Raw genomic sequence first — 13554 nt, 5'->3', positions numbered from 1 at the left:
TGCAACCATGCTGCTACCCGATTCCAAGACCGAGCTCGTCCGCCGTGGCAACAAGGTCGTTTACGACCTGGGCGACAAGATCGTCAAGGTCTTTAACGAGACCAAGCCCGTCTCCGACGTGTTCAACGAGGCTTTGAATCTTGCCCGCATCAATGAGTGCGGCATCCGCAGCCCCAAGGCTCTCGAGGTTTCTCAGCTCGAGAACGCCAACGGCTGGGCGCTCGTGACCGAGAAGGTTCCGGGCACCACCCTTGCCGAGAAGATGACTGCTGAGCCCCAGCGCTTTGGTGAGTATCTCGAGATGTTCGTCGACCTCCAGATCGAGATCCACGGCTATACCTCCCCGCTGCTCAACCGTCAGCGCGACAAGTTCGCCCGCATGATCGACAGCCTTGATCAGCTCAATGCCACCACGCGCTACAACCTTCAGGAGCGTCTGGACGGCATGACCAAGGAGTTCAAGGTCTGCCACGGCGACTTCAACCCCTCCAACGTCATCGTCGGCGACGACGGCCAGCTCTATGTGTGCGACTGGGCACACGCCACCCAGGGCTCCCCTGCTGCCGACGTTGCCACCACCTACCTGCTCTTCGCCCTCAACAGCAAGGACCAGGCTGAGGCCTACTTGGAGCTCTACTGCGACCGCGCCGACATGCCCATGCAGGTCGTGCGTCAGTGGACGAGCATCGTCGCCGCTTCCGAGCTCGCTCGTAAGCGCAACGTGAACGATGAGTTCCTGAAGAACTGGATCGACGTCGTCGATTATCAGTAATATCTGAGCGATTTATTTCGCATCGGAGGCACAAATGAAAACCCCGCAGCTCATTAGGGCTGTGGGGTTTTCCTTTTAGATATCGAGCATGCCACAAGATAAAAGGACGACCCCACATGTCCCCGATCTGGAGAAATGCGGGGCCGTCCCGTATTTCGAACTACATGTGAAATCGCCGATTAACGGCGTGCCGCCTTCACAAGCTTGGAAACCTTGGCGACGACCTCATCGATCGCCACGTCCTCGCGCTCGCCCGAGGCACGGTCCTTGAGCTCAACGGTGCCACTCTTAAGGCCGCGCTTGCCGAGCACCACCTGATACGGGAAGCCCATGAGGTCGTTATCGGCAAACTTAAAGCCGGGACGCTCATCGCGGTCGTCGACGACGACCTCGATACCCTCGGCGCACAGACCGTCGACGATCTGTTCACAGACGGTAGCGCACTCCTCCTTCTTGGGATCGAGCGGAATCACCGTGACCTCGTACGGGGCAACGGAGACCGGCCAGACGATGCCGTGTTCGTCGTTGTGCTGCTCCACGACGGCAGCAAGCGAGCGGGACACACCAACGCCGTAGCAACCCATGATAAGCGGCTTCTCCTTGCCGTCCTCGTCCATAAAGGTGGCGCCCATGGCCTCGGAATACTTGGTACCCAGCTGGAAGACCTGCGAGACCTCGATGCCGCGAGCAGCAGAGAGCGGCTTGCCGCAGTGCGGGCAGGGATCGCCGGCAACGACGGTTACCAGGTCGGCCCACTCGTCGACGGTAAAGTCGCGCTCGGGGCAGGCACCGGTAAAGTGATAATCGACCTCGTTGGCACCGCAGGCCCACTGCTTGGACTCGCGCAGGCTCTCGTCGCACACCAGGCGAATGCCCTCGGGCAGGTTAACCGGTCCGATAAAGCCCTTATGCAGACCGTAGGTCTGGAGCTCCTCATCAGTCATCATGCGATAGGCCTTGCCAAAGACATGCTCGGCCTTGCAATCGTTGAGCTCGTGGTCGCCCGGAACAATGGCCACGACGGGCTTGCCCTCGGCGTCGAGGAGTGCCAGAGACTTGCGCGTGCCGTTCTCGGGGAAGCCGAAGAACTTTGCAACGGCCTCGATGGTGCCCAAGCCCGGAGTCTCGACCTTGGTAAGCGTACCGTCGCCAGGACCCTCGGTCACAACGACCTTGGTGCTTGCGGCCTCATCGTCGGCAGCGAAGCCGCAATCGTCGCAGTAGACGAGCGAAGCCTCGCCAGCGTCGGCCAAAGCCATGTACTCGACGGAGGTATCGCCACCGATCTCGCCGGAGTCGGCGACAACGGGCAGAGCCTTGATGTAGCAGCGCTCGCAAATGTTGGCATAGGCCTGCTTCATCTTGTCGTACTCCTCCTGCAGGCTCTCCTGCGTAGCAGAGAAGCTGTAGGCGTCCTTCATGATGAACTCGCGACCGCGCATCAGGCCAAAACGGGGACGGAACTCGTCGCGGAACTTATCCTGGATGTGATAGAGGTTCACTGGCAGCTGCTTGTAGGAACGCAACTCATTGCGCACCAGGGCCGTGACGGTCTCCTCGTGCGTGGGGCCCAGCACGAACTCGCGACCATGACGGTCGTCAAAGCGCACAAGCTCCTTGCCATAGGCATCGATACGGCCGGACTCACGCCACAGCTCGGCATCGACCATGATGGGCATCATGAGCTCCTGAGCACCGGCGGCATCCATCTCGTCGCGCACGATGTTCTCGATCTTGCGGATCGAGCGCCAAGCGAGCGGCAGATAGGAATACAGGCCGGCGGCCTCCTTGCGGATCATGCCAGCGCGAAGCAGCAGACGGTGGCTCGCTAGCTCGGCATCCGCCGGATCCTCTTTGAGCGTCGGCGCATAGAGCTTAGACATATACATTGCTCGGGTCATTTATTTCTCCTCAATAAGTTTGTCGACCTCGGCCATAAGCGCGTCGACAATTTGATCCTCAGCTACTTTACCAATGATCTGGCCATGCGAAAAGAGCAGGCCCTGACCACGTCCGCAGGCAACACCCAGGTCGGCGTCAGATGCCTCTCCGGGGCCGTTGACCGCACATCCCATCACGGCGATCGAAAGCGGCGCGGAATAGTTCTTAAGCCGCTCGGTGACCTCCTCGGCGATGGGAATCAGGTTAACCTGGCAGCGGGCGCACGTGGGGCACGAGACAATCTCGGGACCACGGCGACGCAGGCCCAGCGACTGTAGAATTCCCCAGGCGACCGGCGGCTCCTCAACCGGATCGGCCGTGAGCGACACACGCATCGTGTCACCGATGCCTTCGGAAAGCAAGATGCCCAAGCCTACAGAGCTCTTGATGGTGCCCTGAAGCTTGGTCCCCGCCTCCGTCACGCCCAGGTGGAGCGGAACATGCGGTATCTCGCGCGACAGGGCGCGATAGGTATCAAGTGTCGTCTGTACGCTATGGGCCTTGGCGGATAGCACGATGTTGGTAAACCCACGGTCCTCAAAGTGCCGCACAAAGCGTTCGCTCGACATCACGAGCTTTTCGGGCTGCGTGAGGTCGTCGCGCTCGGCAATATCTTGCTCAAGCGAGCCCGCGTTCACGCCAATGCGAATCGCGCAGCCCGCGGCACCCGCGGCATCGATGACGGCATCGACCTTAGCCCAATCGCCGATATTGCCGGGGTTGATGCGCAGCTTAGAGGCACCAGCCTCGACAGCGCCAATGGCAAGCTTATGGTTAAAATGGATATCGGCGACGATTGGCACCGGAGACTCGGCACAAATCGTGCGAAAGCCCTCGAGCGCAGCCTCGGTAGGCACGCTCACGCGCACGATATCGCAGCCAGCCTGCGCCAACGCGCACACTTGCGCAAGCGTTGCCTGGGCATCAGCGGTATCGGTGCAGGTCATAGATTGGACCACCACCGGCGCGCCGCCACCGATCTGCACGCCGCCCACATGCACGGGGCGCGTCAGCTCGCGAGGCAAAGGATGGGATAAAGACAATCCAAACACTCCCCTACAAAATAAATCGAAGGATGTCGGAACGAAGCATATAGACAAACAGCAGCGCAAAGAGCGCGATGCCCACATAGCTCACAATCGCCTGGACCTTGAGCGGAAGCTCGCGGCCCGCAATCTTCTGAATGATCTCGATGACTAGCTTGCCGCCGTCGAGCGGGGGGATGGGCAGCAAGTTCATAAAGCCAAGCGAGAATGAAATGAGGGCGGCAAACGAAAGGAACGTGGCAGGGCCGGCAGCAGCAGCCTGCGAGGACATGACGCTAATACCCACGATCGAAGAGGACTGATCGAGGATCTCCATCGTATGCTGCGGCTGGAGCAGGCGCATCACGCCCTCCGCTGTCTGCGCAACATACGAGAAGGAGAGGCGCGCCGAGGTGATGGGGTCCAAACGGACCACCTGCGTAGAGGCATAAACGCCCAGACGTTCGTCCTCTTTGAGTGCGACCGAGGTCGAGCACTGCTTGCCATCGCGCTCATACTCAATAGCAATATCGTCCTTACCGGCAGCCTTGCCGATGGCATCGTAGACATCCATCCAAGTGGAACATGAGACACCGTCAACCGAAAGGATCGCGTCACCGCCCTCGATACCCGCCTTGGCGGCAATAGACCCCTCGTCAACCTGACCGATCACGTTGGTATCCATCGGCACGGTGACACCCGCAATGGAATAGATGCTCATAAGGAGCAAAAAACCCGTCAAGATATTGACGATAATGCCCGCGAGCAGCATAAAGGCGCGCTTGAGAAAGCCTTGGCCAAGATAGGTGTGCGAGCGCTCTTGCGCAAGGAACTCGGCCTCGCCGCACGGCAGCTCCCACACATCGCCCTCGGCAGTCGCATGTTCGCGATCGAAACGGCGACCATCAAAGGTGGTATAGCCTGCCTTGTCTCGCGGCAACGTCTGATATTTGGTGGGATAGTAGCTCGGCGAGGGCTTCTCCCCTTCCTCATACCAGGGCGCGATGGAGCCCCAGCCCAGCAAAAGGGCGCATGCCTCGAGCACATCCTCCTCGGAAAGCTCGAGCTCGACAGCAAGGTCGGCCACGGCCACGCGACCATGACGATAGATAGCCGCGAGCACGCGGTCGGCGCACGAAACATCGGTCGGATCCATACCGCAGATGGCAGCGTAGCCACCCAGCAGCAGCGGGGTCACGCCAAACTTGGTTCCAATGCGACGCGACGTGTAATGGATGTCAAAGCGGCACGGCAGACCCAAAAAGAACTCGGTCACACGGACGCCGCAGGCACGCGCCGCCAAAAAGTGGCCGCCCTCGTGCAAAAACACGAGGACGGAAAGCATCAGCAGGCCCCAAAAGACCGATGAGAGAACGCTCAGAACAGTATCCATAAAACGAAAAAGCAATCCTTATGGGTTAGGAACGGGTTGCGGCGAGCACCTGCGCAGCCTTTTCACGCGCCCACGCATCGATGTCGCGAAGCTGCTCAAACGAATCGACCACCTGCATATCGTGGGCGTCCATGCAGGATTCCACAATGCGATCGATATCGGTAAAGCTGCAGCCATCGTGCAGGAAGGCATCGACGGCGACCTCGTTGGCGGCATTGAGCACGCACGGCATGGTGCCACCCGTCTTGCCGGCACGCTCGGCCAGTGCCAGACAGCGGAAGGTATCCATGTCGGCAGCATCAAACGTGAGCTGCCCCAGCTCGCGGAAATCGATACGAGGCGCCGGAGTATCCCAACGCTCGGGATACGAGAACGCGAACTGGATGGGAATACGCATGTCGGATGCACCGAGATGCGCCATCACGGAGCCGTCGGCGAACTCGACCATAGAGTGAATCTTGGACTGACGCTGCACGACCACGTTAATGAAATCGAGGTCGCAGTTAAACAGATGCATGGCCTCAATGCGCTCCAGGCCCTTGTTCATGAGGGTGGCGGAGTCAATGGTGATCTTGGCACCCATGGCCCACGTGGGATGCGCGAGGGCATCGGCACGCGTCACGCGATCGAGCTCGTCGCGCGTGCGGCCAAAGAACGGACCGCCCGAGCAGGTGAGCCAAATGCACTGGGCCTCGCGCGGGTTCTCCCCCAGATAGCACTGGTAGATGGCGGAATGCTCAGAGTCGACCGGAATAAGCTGGCCCGGTTGCGCTAACGGCATAAGCAAGTCGCCACCGACGACGAGGGACTCCTTGTTGGCAAGGGCAAGGCGCTTATTCGAGGTCAAGGCCGCATGGCTCGCCTCGAGACCGGCGGCGCCCACAATAGCGACGAGCACGCAGTCGACATCGTCGCGACGCGCGAGCTCGCAAACCGCCTGCGCGCCAACGCCGAGCTGTGTGCCCTCGGGCAACTCCTGCAGCACGGCGTCATCGCCATGAGCGACATCGGCAACGGCAACCGCCGGAACCGAGAACTCGCGGGCAGCGGCAACGAGCTCCGAGGTGCTGGAATTAACGGACAGCGCCGTCACCTGCAGGCGATCGGCATGCTGGCGGCACACATCGAGCGCCTGGGTGCCGATAGAGCCCGTACAACCCAGGATGGCAACGCGAAGGCGTCCATCGGGGCCATACGTCGTCTGGAAGGACATTACAGCACGCCTCCGATCATCAGCAACAGCTGTGCGGTGATGCAACCGAAGATAAGCGAATCGCTACGATCGAGCATTCCGCCGTGGCCCGGGATAAGGTTGCCGGAATCCTTGACGCCCACACCGCGCTTGATGCGCGACTCGATAAGGTCGCCGATAACGCCCAGAATGGAAACGACCACGCCGCACAGCAGCGCATAGGGCAGGCTGAGCTTGTAGAAGTGCGTCGCCCACAGGATGAGCCAAATCAAAACCGAGCCCAAGATGCCGCCGGCAAACCCCTCCCAGCTCTTTTTGGGGGAGATCTTGGGAACCATCTTGTGCTTGCCGATACGGCTGCCCACGATGTAGGCAAACGAATCGGAGACCCAAAGGGACGCGCAAACGCCCACTGAAAGCAGGGCGCCGGCAAAACCGGGCACGGCATCGCGCAGCAGCACGATAGCCGACAGCATAAAGCCAGTGTAGATGGGACCCATGAGCGTCACGGCCACATCAGAGATGCGGGTACGCGGCGACCAGACATACCAAATGCCCACAGCGAGCATCAAGGCAAAAAGCAGGGCATTCAGCAACATCGAATCGCCCAACGCCGACAGCGGAAAGAGTACGGCGGCAGCGATACCCATGCGCTCGTTAGCCATCTTGCCATCGAGCCTTGTCATACGGAAAAACTCATAGCAGCACAGACCGCTCATGACAGAAACAAAGATGGCCGTGGGCACGATACCCAAAACCAGGCACAGGATAAAGACAACGGCGTAGACGATACCGGCGGCGGCACGGGTAATAAAGCCCGCCAGCCACGAACCGGTGCCGCTCTTCGCTGCAGGCGCTCCCGCAGTGGCAGCCTTGCGCGCAGGCGCCGCGGAAACTGGCGTCTTGGGAGCAGATGCCTTGGGACGATCGGACACGATTAAGCCTCCTCGGTCTTGCTCAGTCCACCAAACCTACGGTCACGGCCCTGATAGGCCAAAATGGCGTCGACAAGGCCCCAACGATCAAAGTCGGGCCAATAGGTATCGGTGACGTAGAATTCGGAATAGGCAACCTGCCACAGCAGGTAATTCGAAAGACGCAACTCGCCAGAAGTGCGAATCACGAGCTCCGGATCGGGAAGACCGGCGGTGTACAGGTGCGAAGCAACCATATCATCGTCGATAGCGGCGGGATCAATCTTGCCGGCAGCCGCATCAAGCGCGATCTGGCGGACAGCGCGGGTGATCTCAGCACGGGCACCGTAGTTAACGGCCAGCGCCAGCGTCATACCGGTGTGATCGGCGCACTCGGCAAGACCGCGCTCAAAAACGTCGCGAGTCTTCTTGGGCAGCGCGGAAATGTCACCCAAAAAGACTACGCGCACATTTTCGCGCTTCAGAAGCGGCAGCTCGTCGATAAACGTCTTGGCAAACAGGTGCATCAAGACGTTGACCTCGTGCTGCGGGCGGTTCCAGTTTTCGGTAGAAAAAGCATAGGCCGAAAGCACGTCGACGCCCAGACGCACGCAGGCGGTAATAATCTCGCGAAGGGAGACGATACCCGCCTTGTGGCCCTCAGTGCGCGCAAGACCGCGCGACGTGGCCCAACGACCGTTGCCGTCCATGATGCACGAGATATGGTGCGGAATGTTATTGAGGTCAAGGTCGGAAAAACCGACGCCCGCAGGGGCGTCGGCAAAGTACTCGACCAGTTTATGCTCGTCGTATTGCACCTTAGATCTCCATGACCTCGGCTTCTTTTTCCTTCAGAAGCTCCTCGACCTTGGCGACATACTCATCGGTGTGCTTCTGGACCTTGGCCTGCTCGCGACGGACATCGTCCTCGGTGAGTTCCTCATCGCGCTCGAGCTTGTTGTTGAAGTCGCGACGGATGTTACGGATAGACACCTTGGCCTGCTCGGCGTACTCGCGGCACTCCTTGACGAGCTCGCGACGGCGCTCCTCGGTGGGAGCCGGGAACGGCAGACGAACGACGGTGCCATCGGAGTTGGGGGTAATACCCAGATCGGAAGCGCCGATGGCCTTGACGATAGCATTGATAAGCGCCTTGTCCCACGGCTCGATGAGCAGCATGTGGGCCTCGGGGGTCTTGACGGCGGCAACCTGCGTGACCGGCGTGGGAACACCGTAATAATCGACGGTGATGTCGGACAGAATGTTAGCGTTGGCGCGGCCGGTACGAACCTTGGAGAAGTTATGCTTGAGGGACTCGAGCGACTTGTCCATATGGGCGGTGATGTTCTCTGCCATGCTTAATCCTCCTGATAGACGAGCGTGCCGACGGGCTCACCCGAAAGCGCGCGCTTGACGGTGTCCTCGCCATCGATGTTGAGGACCAAAATCGGCATACGGTTATCCTGGCACAGTGCCGTAGCCGTGGAATCCATAACCTGCAGACCGCGGACGAGCACCTCATGGTAGGTGATCTTGTCAAACCGGACGGCGTCGGCACACTTGACGGGATCCTTGTCGTAGATGCCGTCAACCTTGGTGGCTTTAATCAGAATCTCGGCGCCGATCTCGCACGCACGAAGAGCCGCGGCGGTGTCGGTCGTAAAGTACGGATTGCCCGAACCGGCGGCAAAAATAACGACGTTGCCCTTGGAAAGGTGATTGATGGCGCGACGGCGAATATAGGGCTCGCAGATCTCGTTCATCTGGATAGCGCTCATCACGCGGCAGGGAACATCGTTATGCTCGAAGGCATCCTGCAGGGCGAGCGCGTTCATAACGGTTGCCAGCATGCCCATGTAGTCGGCCTGAGCACGCTCCATGCCACCGGCAGCGCCGGCCATGCCGCGGAAAATATTGCCGCCGCCGACAACGACGCCGACCTCATGGCCAACGGCGAGCAGCTCCTTGACCTGTTTGGCAAGATGGTCGGTAACCTTGGGGTCGATGCCATATTGGCCGTCGCCCATCAGTGCTTCGCCGGAAAGCTTCAGAAGCACGCGTTTATATCGGATGTCGGACAAAGCGATCCTCCTTTAGATTGAACTCTCAACATTCTATCAAAGGCTCTAAGAAGAGCCATGAAAAAGCAGGCTGTGAGTAAAACCCACAGCCTGCTCATTACCAGCTACAAGAGCTTATTTACTCGCCACGGACCAGACGGTCAAAGGCAACGACGGTAATGGTGTCGCCGAGCTCCTTGGAGACCTGCTCAGCGTACTTCTTGATGGTGAGGGAGCTGTCCTTGATGAACTCCTGCTCGGTGAGCACGGACTGCTTGTAGAACTTCTCCAGACGGCCGACAGCCATCTTCTCCTGAATGGCCTCGGGCTTACCGGACTCGGCAGCCTGAGCCATGTAGATCTGCTTCTCGTGCTCGACGGTCTCGGCCGGAACCTGATCGCGGGTAGCGCAGATCGGGGCGACGGCGGCAACCTGAAGGGCAACGTCGTGAGCGAAGGTCTTGAAGGACTCAGCCTGAGCGGTCTCAGCCTTCTCGAAGGCGAACTCGACGAGAACGCCGATCTTACCACCCATGTGGATGTAAGAAGCGAGCGCACCGTTCTCAGCCTTGCGGGCAGCGAAGCGGGAGATCTTCATGTTCTCGCCCATGATGTGAATCATCTCGGTGAGCTCGGAGGAAACGGTCTCCTCGCCCATCGGCTTCTCGAGCAGAGCGTCGACGTTAGCAGGCTCGGTGGTAGCGACAACCTCGGCGACCTTGGAAGCAAAGCCGGTGAACTTGGCGTTGGAGCCAACGAAGTCGGTCTCGCAGGAAAGCTCAAGCAGAGCGCCGGTCTTGCCATCCTCGGAGACGAACGCGGCGACAGCGCCCTCGTTGGTCTCACGGCCAGCCTTCTTGGCAGCCTTGGCAAGGCCGTTCTTGCGCAGAACGTCGACAGCGGCGTCCATGTCGCCGTCAGCCTCGACGAGAGCCTTCTTGCACTCCATCATCGGGGAGTCGGTCATCTCGCGGAGCTGCTTGACCATAGCGGCGGTAATCTGGGCCATTGTGGTTCCTTTCAAAGAGATGAAAAAGAATTAACTAAGACTGATTTACTCGGCCTTGGGCTCAGCGGCCATCTCGGCCTCGGAGACCTGCTCCTTGCCGGAGCCAGCGAGGCAGGCGTCAGCCATGAGCTCGCACATAAGGGTGACAGCGGAGATAGCGTCATCATTGCAGGGGATGCCGTACTCGACCTCGTCGGGATCGGAGTTGGTGTCGATCAGAGCGACGACGGGGATGTTCAGGCGCTGGGCCTCCTTGATGGCGTTCTCCTCGCGCTTGGTGTCAATGACGAAGAGAGCCTGGGGCAGACCCTTCATGTCGCGGGCGCCACCGAGGTTGGTCTGGAGCTTGGTGAGCTCCTTGCCGAGCACAGCCTGCTCCTTCTTGGGGAGCACTGCCATGCGGCCGTCCTCGACCATAGCCTCGAGTTCCTCCATGCGGTTAATGCGGGAGCGGATGGTGACGAAGTTGGTCAGCATACCGCCGAGCCAACGCTGGTTGATGTAAGGCATGTTGGCGCGCTCAGCAGCGTTCTTGACGGCCTCCTGAGCCTGCTTCTTGGTGCCGACGAACAGCACGTTGCCACCCTTGGCGACGTTCTTGACGAAGGTGTAGGCCTGGTCGGCGTCGAGGATGGTCTGCTTGAGGTCGAGGATGTAGATGCCGTTGCGCTCACCGAAGATGAACGGCTTCATCTTGGGATTCCAGCGACGGGTCTGGTGGCCGAAGTGGCAGCCGGCCTCGAGCAGGGTGCGGATATTAATCTTGGTAGCCATGTTAAACCTCCTGTGGTTTGCCTCCGCGCGGGGTCATCCTCCAAAACCAACCCGGACATGTGCTACCAAAGCCCGGGCACCACGGTATGAAGTAGCCGCGCGTGCGTGATAAAAACCTGTTGCCGTGAAGCAACCCGATGAATGATAGCAGGAATGCATCTTCCTGCCAACCCGCAATCAAAACCACACACCTGAGTGCGGCGCGGGACGTCCCAGCCACTATTCGCCTCGGGGATGGGCTTGAGCCACGGCACGTTTGAGCCGATCGGGCGTGAGGTGCGTGTAGATCTGCGTCGTGGACAGGCTCGCATGACCCAGCAGCTCTTGAACCGAGCGCAGGTCCGCACCGCCCTCGAGCAAGTCGGTCGCAAAGGTATGGCGCATCGCATGCGGGGCGATGTCGGCCGGAATGCCGGCGAGTGTCGCCAGAGTATGGAACCGCCGCCTGAGCATGGCGGCACTCATGCGATTACCGCGCGCCGATATAAGCAGCGGATGCGGCCCGGTAGTGGGGTCACGGCGCTTTGCCTGAGCGAGCAACTCCGGCCGCCCCTCCTCGATATAGAGACGCGTCGCCTCGAGCGCGCGACGATACAGAGGGACGATACGTTCTTTGCTCCCCTTGCCCCACAGGCGCAGCGTGCGTTCGGACCACACAATGGACTCCACATTGAGTGCTGCGAGCTCAGAGATACGGGCGCCCGAGGCATAGAGCAGCTCGAGCATCGCCGCATCGCGCAGTCCCGCGGGTGTTGAGGTATCAGGCGTCTTGAGCAGCGCCTCCACCTGTTGGGTCGTCAGCACACCGGGTAGATCGCGCGGGAGCTTGGGCGAGGAAATTGCCGAGACCACATCGCCCTCCACGACCCCCTCGGCAGCCATCCACCGATAGAGCGAGCGAATGGCAGACAGGTGTGCCGCAAGCGTTCGGGGAGCCACCTGCTCACGCGAAAGTTCGGCAAGATAGCGACGAATGGTGCGCACGTCGGCAGCGAAAGCATCTATATCCTCACGCTCGCACCAGGCAGCAAAACGCTCCAGCCTCGAGCCATAGGCCGTCACCGTGTTGGGAGAAAGTCCCTCGACACGTGAGATATAGGCGATAAACGAGTCGACGGTGTCGTACAGGTCAAAGGCTATGACCGGTCGCCTCCAAACAAATCGGGGCGAGTGGCCAGATAGGCATCAAGGGCCTCGAGCGCACGGTCCGCATAGGCCTGGTAGCGGTCGCGCTTGCTGCGGCGCTTACCATCCTCGAGTGGCGGCACCAGGCCAAAGTTGACATGCATAGGCTGATAGCCCACGGTGGCAGGATCGGTCGCATAGCCCACGAGCGCACCCAGGGCGCCCACACGCGGCAGCTCGACGCCCGCGGCCCCGATAGCCTCGGCATAGGTGTTGAGCGCCGCGAGCAGACCCGTCGCCACGGCTTCCATGTACCCCTCGGTGCCGGTGATCTGACCGGCCAGGCGCACGCCGGTGCCGGGCACGGCAAAGGTGCCATCGAGCACGTGCGGGGCGTCGACAAAGGTATTACGGTGCATGACACCGTAGCGGAAGAACTCAGCGTTCTCCAGGCCCGGCACCATATGGAAGACGCGCTTCTGCTCGCCAAAGGTCAAGTTGGTCTGGAAGCCCACCAGGTTATAGGCGGTCTTCTCCTTATTCTCGGCACGCAGCTGAATCGCCGCCCAGGGACGACGACCGGTTCGCGGATCGGTGAGGCCGACAGGCTTCATGGCGCCAAAGCGAATGGCGTCCTTGCCGGTGCGCGCAACTTCCTCGGCAGGCTGGCAGGCCTGGAACAGATCGCCGCCCTCAAAGTCCTTGAGCACCACGCGGTCGGCCGTGGTAAGCGCCTCGATAAAGGCCTCGTACTCCTCCTTATTGAGCGGAGCGTTGAGATAGTCGCCGCTCCCCTGCTCCTCGTAGCGCGACTGCGAGAACAGCACGTCCATATCGAGCGTGGAGGCATCGACGATCGGCGCCGCGGCATCGAAGAACGCAAGGGCGTCGCCACCGACGAGCTTCATGACCTCTTCGCTCAGCGCCGGCGAGCACAAGGGGCCGGCAGCAATGACCACGTGACCTTCGGGAATCTGCGTGACCTCGCCGTGAATGATCTCGATATTGGGACGGGCGGCAACCTCGGCCTCGACAAACTCGGAAAACTTGACGCGGTCGACCGCCAAGGCGCCACCGGCGGGAACAGCCGCGCGATGGGCGCAATCGAGCAGGACTGAACCCATGCGCTCAAGCTCGGCCTTCAGCAATCCAGCCGCGGAATCCGGACGGGTCGACTTAAACGAATTGGAACAGACGAGCTCTGCCAGGTGATCGGTATGGTGGGCCGGGGAGCTAACCTGGGGGCGCATCTCGCACAGCCTTACGGCGAACCCGCGATCTGCCAGCTGAATCGCGCACTCCGAACCCGCCAGACCGCCACCGATAACCGTCACCTGATCAAACAGCAT

The 13554-nt window shown here is 60.4% G+C and carries 13 protein-coding genes; 1 reads left to right on the top strand and 12 read right to left on the bottom strand.

Annotated elements, in window-relative coordinates; translation table 11 throughout:
• The first annotated feature begins 7 nt into the window (after window positions 1-7).
• Window positions 8-772: an aminoglycoside phosphotransferase family protein gene (locus DW180_RS06735; RefSeq protein WP_006236119.1), complete on the top strand. Its 765-nt coding sequence runs from the start codon at window positions 8-10 to the stop codon at window positions 770-772.
• A gap of 179 nt (window positions 773-951) precedes the next feature.
• Here the strand turns inward: DW180_RS06735 and DW180_RS06730 are convergent, their stop codons facing one another.
• The 12 genes from DW180_RS06730 to trmFO form a co-directional block, all read right to left on the bottom strand.
• A complete protein-coding gene (locus DW180_RS06730; protein WP_233545211.1) occupies window positions 952-2673 on the bottom strand; it encodes a proline--tRNA ligase in 1722 nt (573 codons plus the stop codon).
• Window positions 2674-3756, bottom strand: coding sequence for a flavodoxin-dependent (E)-4-hydroxy-3-methylbut-2-enyl-diphosphate synthase (gene ispG / locus DW180_RS06725; RefSeq protein WP_117564267.1), 1083 nt, complete (start codon window positions 3754-3756; stop codon window positions 2674-2676). It lies immediately after the preceding gene.
• A 13-nt stretch (window positions 3757-3769) separates the two neighbouring features.
• Complete coding sequence (locus DW180_RS06720; RefSeq protein WP_118238108.1) at window positions 3770-5131, bottom strand: RIP metalloprotease; 1362 nt, start codon at window positions 5129-5131, stop codon at window positions 3770-3772.
• A 25-nt stretch (window positions 5132-5156) separates the two neighbouring features.
• Complete coding sequence (dxr, locus tag DW180_RS06715) at window positions 5157-6344, bottom strand: 1-deoxy-D-xylulose-5-phosphate reductoisomerase (protein WP_118238106.1); 1188 nt, start codon at window positions 6342-6344, stop codon at window positions 5157-5159.
• Window positions 6344-7258: a phosphatidate cytidylyltransferase gene (locus DW180_RS06710; protein ID WP_233502344.1), complete on the bottom strand. Its 915-nt coding sequence runs from the start codon at window positions 7256-7258 to the stop codon at window positions 6344-6346. Before DW180_RS06710 ends, dxr begins: the two co-directional genes overlap by 1 nt.
• 2 nt (window positions 7259-7260) lie before the next feature.
• Complete coding sequence (locus DW180_RS06705; RefSeq protein ID WP_117735162.1) at window positions 7261-8055, bottom strand: isoprenyl transferase; 795 nt, start codon at window positions 8053-8055, stop codon at window positions 7261-7263.
• 1 nt (window position 8056) lies between these two features.
• Complete coding sequence (gene frr, locus DW180_RS06700; protein ID WP_006236112.1) at window positions 8057-8593, bottom strand: ribosome recycling factor; 537 nt, start codon at window positions 8591-8593, stop codon at window positions 8057-8059.
• A gap of 2 nt (window positions 8594-8595) precedes the next feature.
• Window positions 8596-9318, bottom strand: a complete 723-nt coding sequence (gene pyrH, locus DW180_RS06695; protein ID WP_035138557.1) for a UMP kinase — start codon at window positions 9316-9318, stop codon at window positions 8596-8598.
• Window positions 9319-9436: 118 nt separating this feature from the next.
• Complete coding sequence (tsf, locus tag DW180_RS06690) at window positions 9437-10306, bottom strand: translation elongation factor Ts (RefSeq protein WP_118238104.1); 870 nt, start codon at window positions 10304-10306, stop codon at window positions 9437-9439.
• Between the two features lie 45 nt (window positions 10307-10351).
• Entirely contained in the window at window positions 10352-11080 is a 729-nt protein-coding gene (gene rpsB / locus DW180_RS06685) for a 30S ribosomal protein S2 (protein ID WP_006236109.1), read from the bottom strand.
• A 219-nt stretch (window positions 11081-11299) separates the two neighbouring features.
• On the bottom strand, window positions 11300-12208 hold the full coding sequence (locus tag DW180_RS06680) for a tyrosine recombinase (RefSeq protein WP_369831526.1): 909 nt from the start codon (window positions 12206-12208) through the stop codon (window positions 11300-11302).
• 8 nt (window positions 12209-12216) lie between these two features.
• Window positions 12217-13554: a methylenetetrahydrofolate--tRNA-(uracil(54)-C(5))-methyltransferase (FADH(2)-oxidizing) TrmFO gene (gene trmFO / locus DW180_RS06675; RefSeq protein WP_117766657.1), complete on the bottom strand. Its 1338-nt coding sequence runs from the start codon at window positions 13552-13554 to the stop codon at window positions 12217-12219.

The organism is Collinsella sp. AM16-21, from assembly GCF_003471905.1.
Lineage (GTDB): Bacteria > Actinomycetota > Coriobacteriia > Coriobacteriales > Coriobacteriaceae > Collinsella.
Note: the sequence above shows the minus strand (reverse complement) of the source record. Positions and strands in the feature narration are given on the sequence as shown.

Excerpts from the sequence above, each read along its gene's own strand:
- DW180_RS06735 (WP_006236119.1), top strand. The coding sequence starts at position 8 with ATGCTGCTACCCGATTCCAAGACCGAGCTCGTCCGCCGTGGCAACAAG.
- DW180_RS06730 (WP_233545211.1), bottom strand. The coding sequence starts at position 2,673 with ATGACCCGAGCAATGTATATGTCTAAGCTCTATGCGCCGACGCTCAAA.
- DW180_RS06720 (WP_118238108.1), bottom strand. The coding sequence starts at position 5,131 with ATGGATACTGTTCTGAGCGTTCTCTCATCGGTCTTTTGGGGCCTGCTG.
- dxr (WP_118238106.1), bottom strand. The coding sequence starts at position 6,344 with ATGTCCTTCCAGACGACGTATGGCCCCGATGGACGCCTTCGCGTTGCC.
- frr (WP_006236112.1), bottom strand. The coding sequence starts at position 8,593 with ATGGCAGAGAACATCACCGCCCATATGGACAAGTCGCTCGAGTCCCTC.
- tsf (WP_118238104.1), bottom strand. The coding sequence starts at position 10,306 with ATGGCCCAGATTACCGCCGCTATGGTCAAGCAGCTCCGCGAGATGACC.
- rpsB (WP_006236109.1), bottom strand. The coding sequence starts at position 11,080 with ATGGCTACCAAGATTAATATCCGCACCCTGCTCGAGGCCGGCTGCCAC.
- trmFO (WP_117766657.1), bottom strand. The coding sequence starts at position 13,554 with ATGCTGTTTGATCAGGTGACGGTTATCGGTGGCGGTCTGGCGGGTTCG.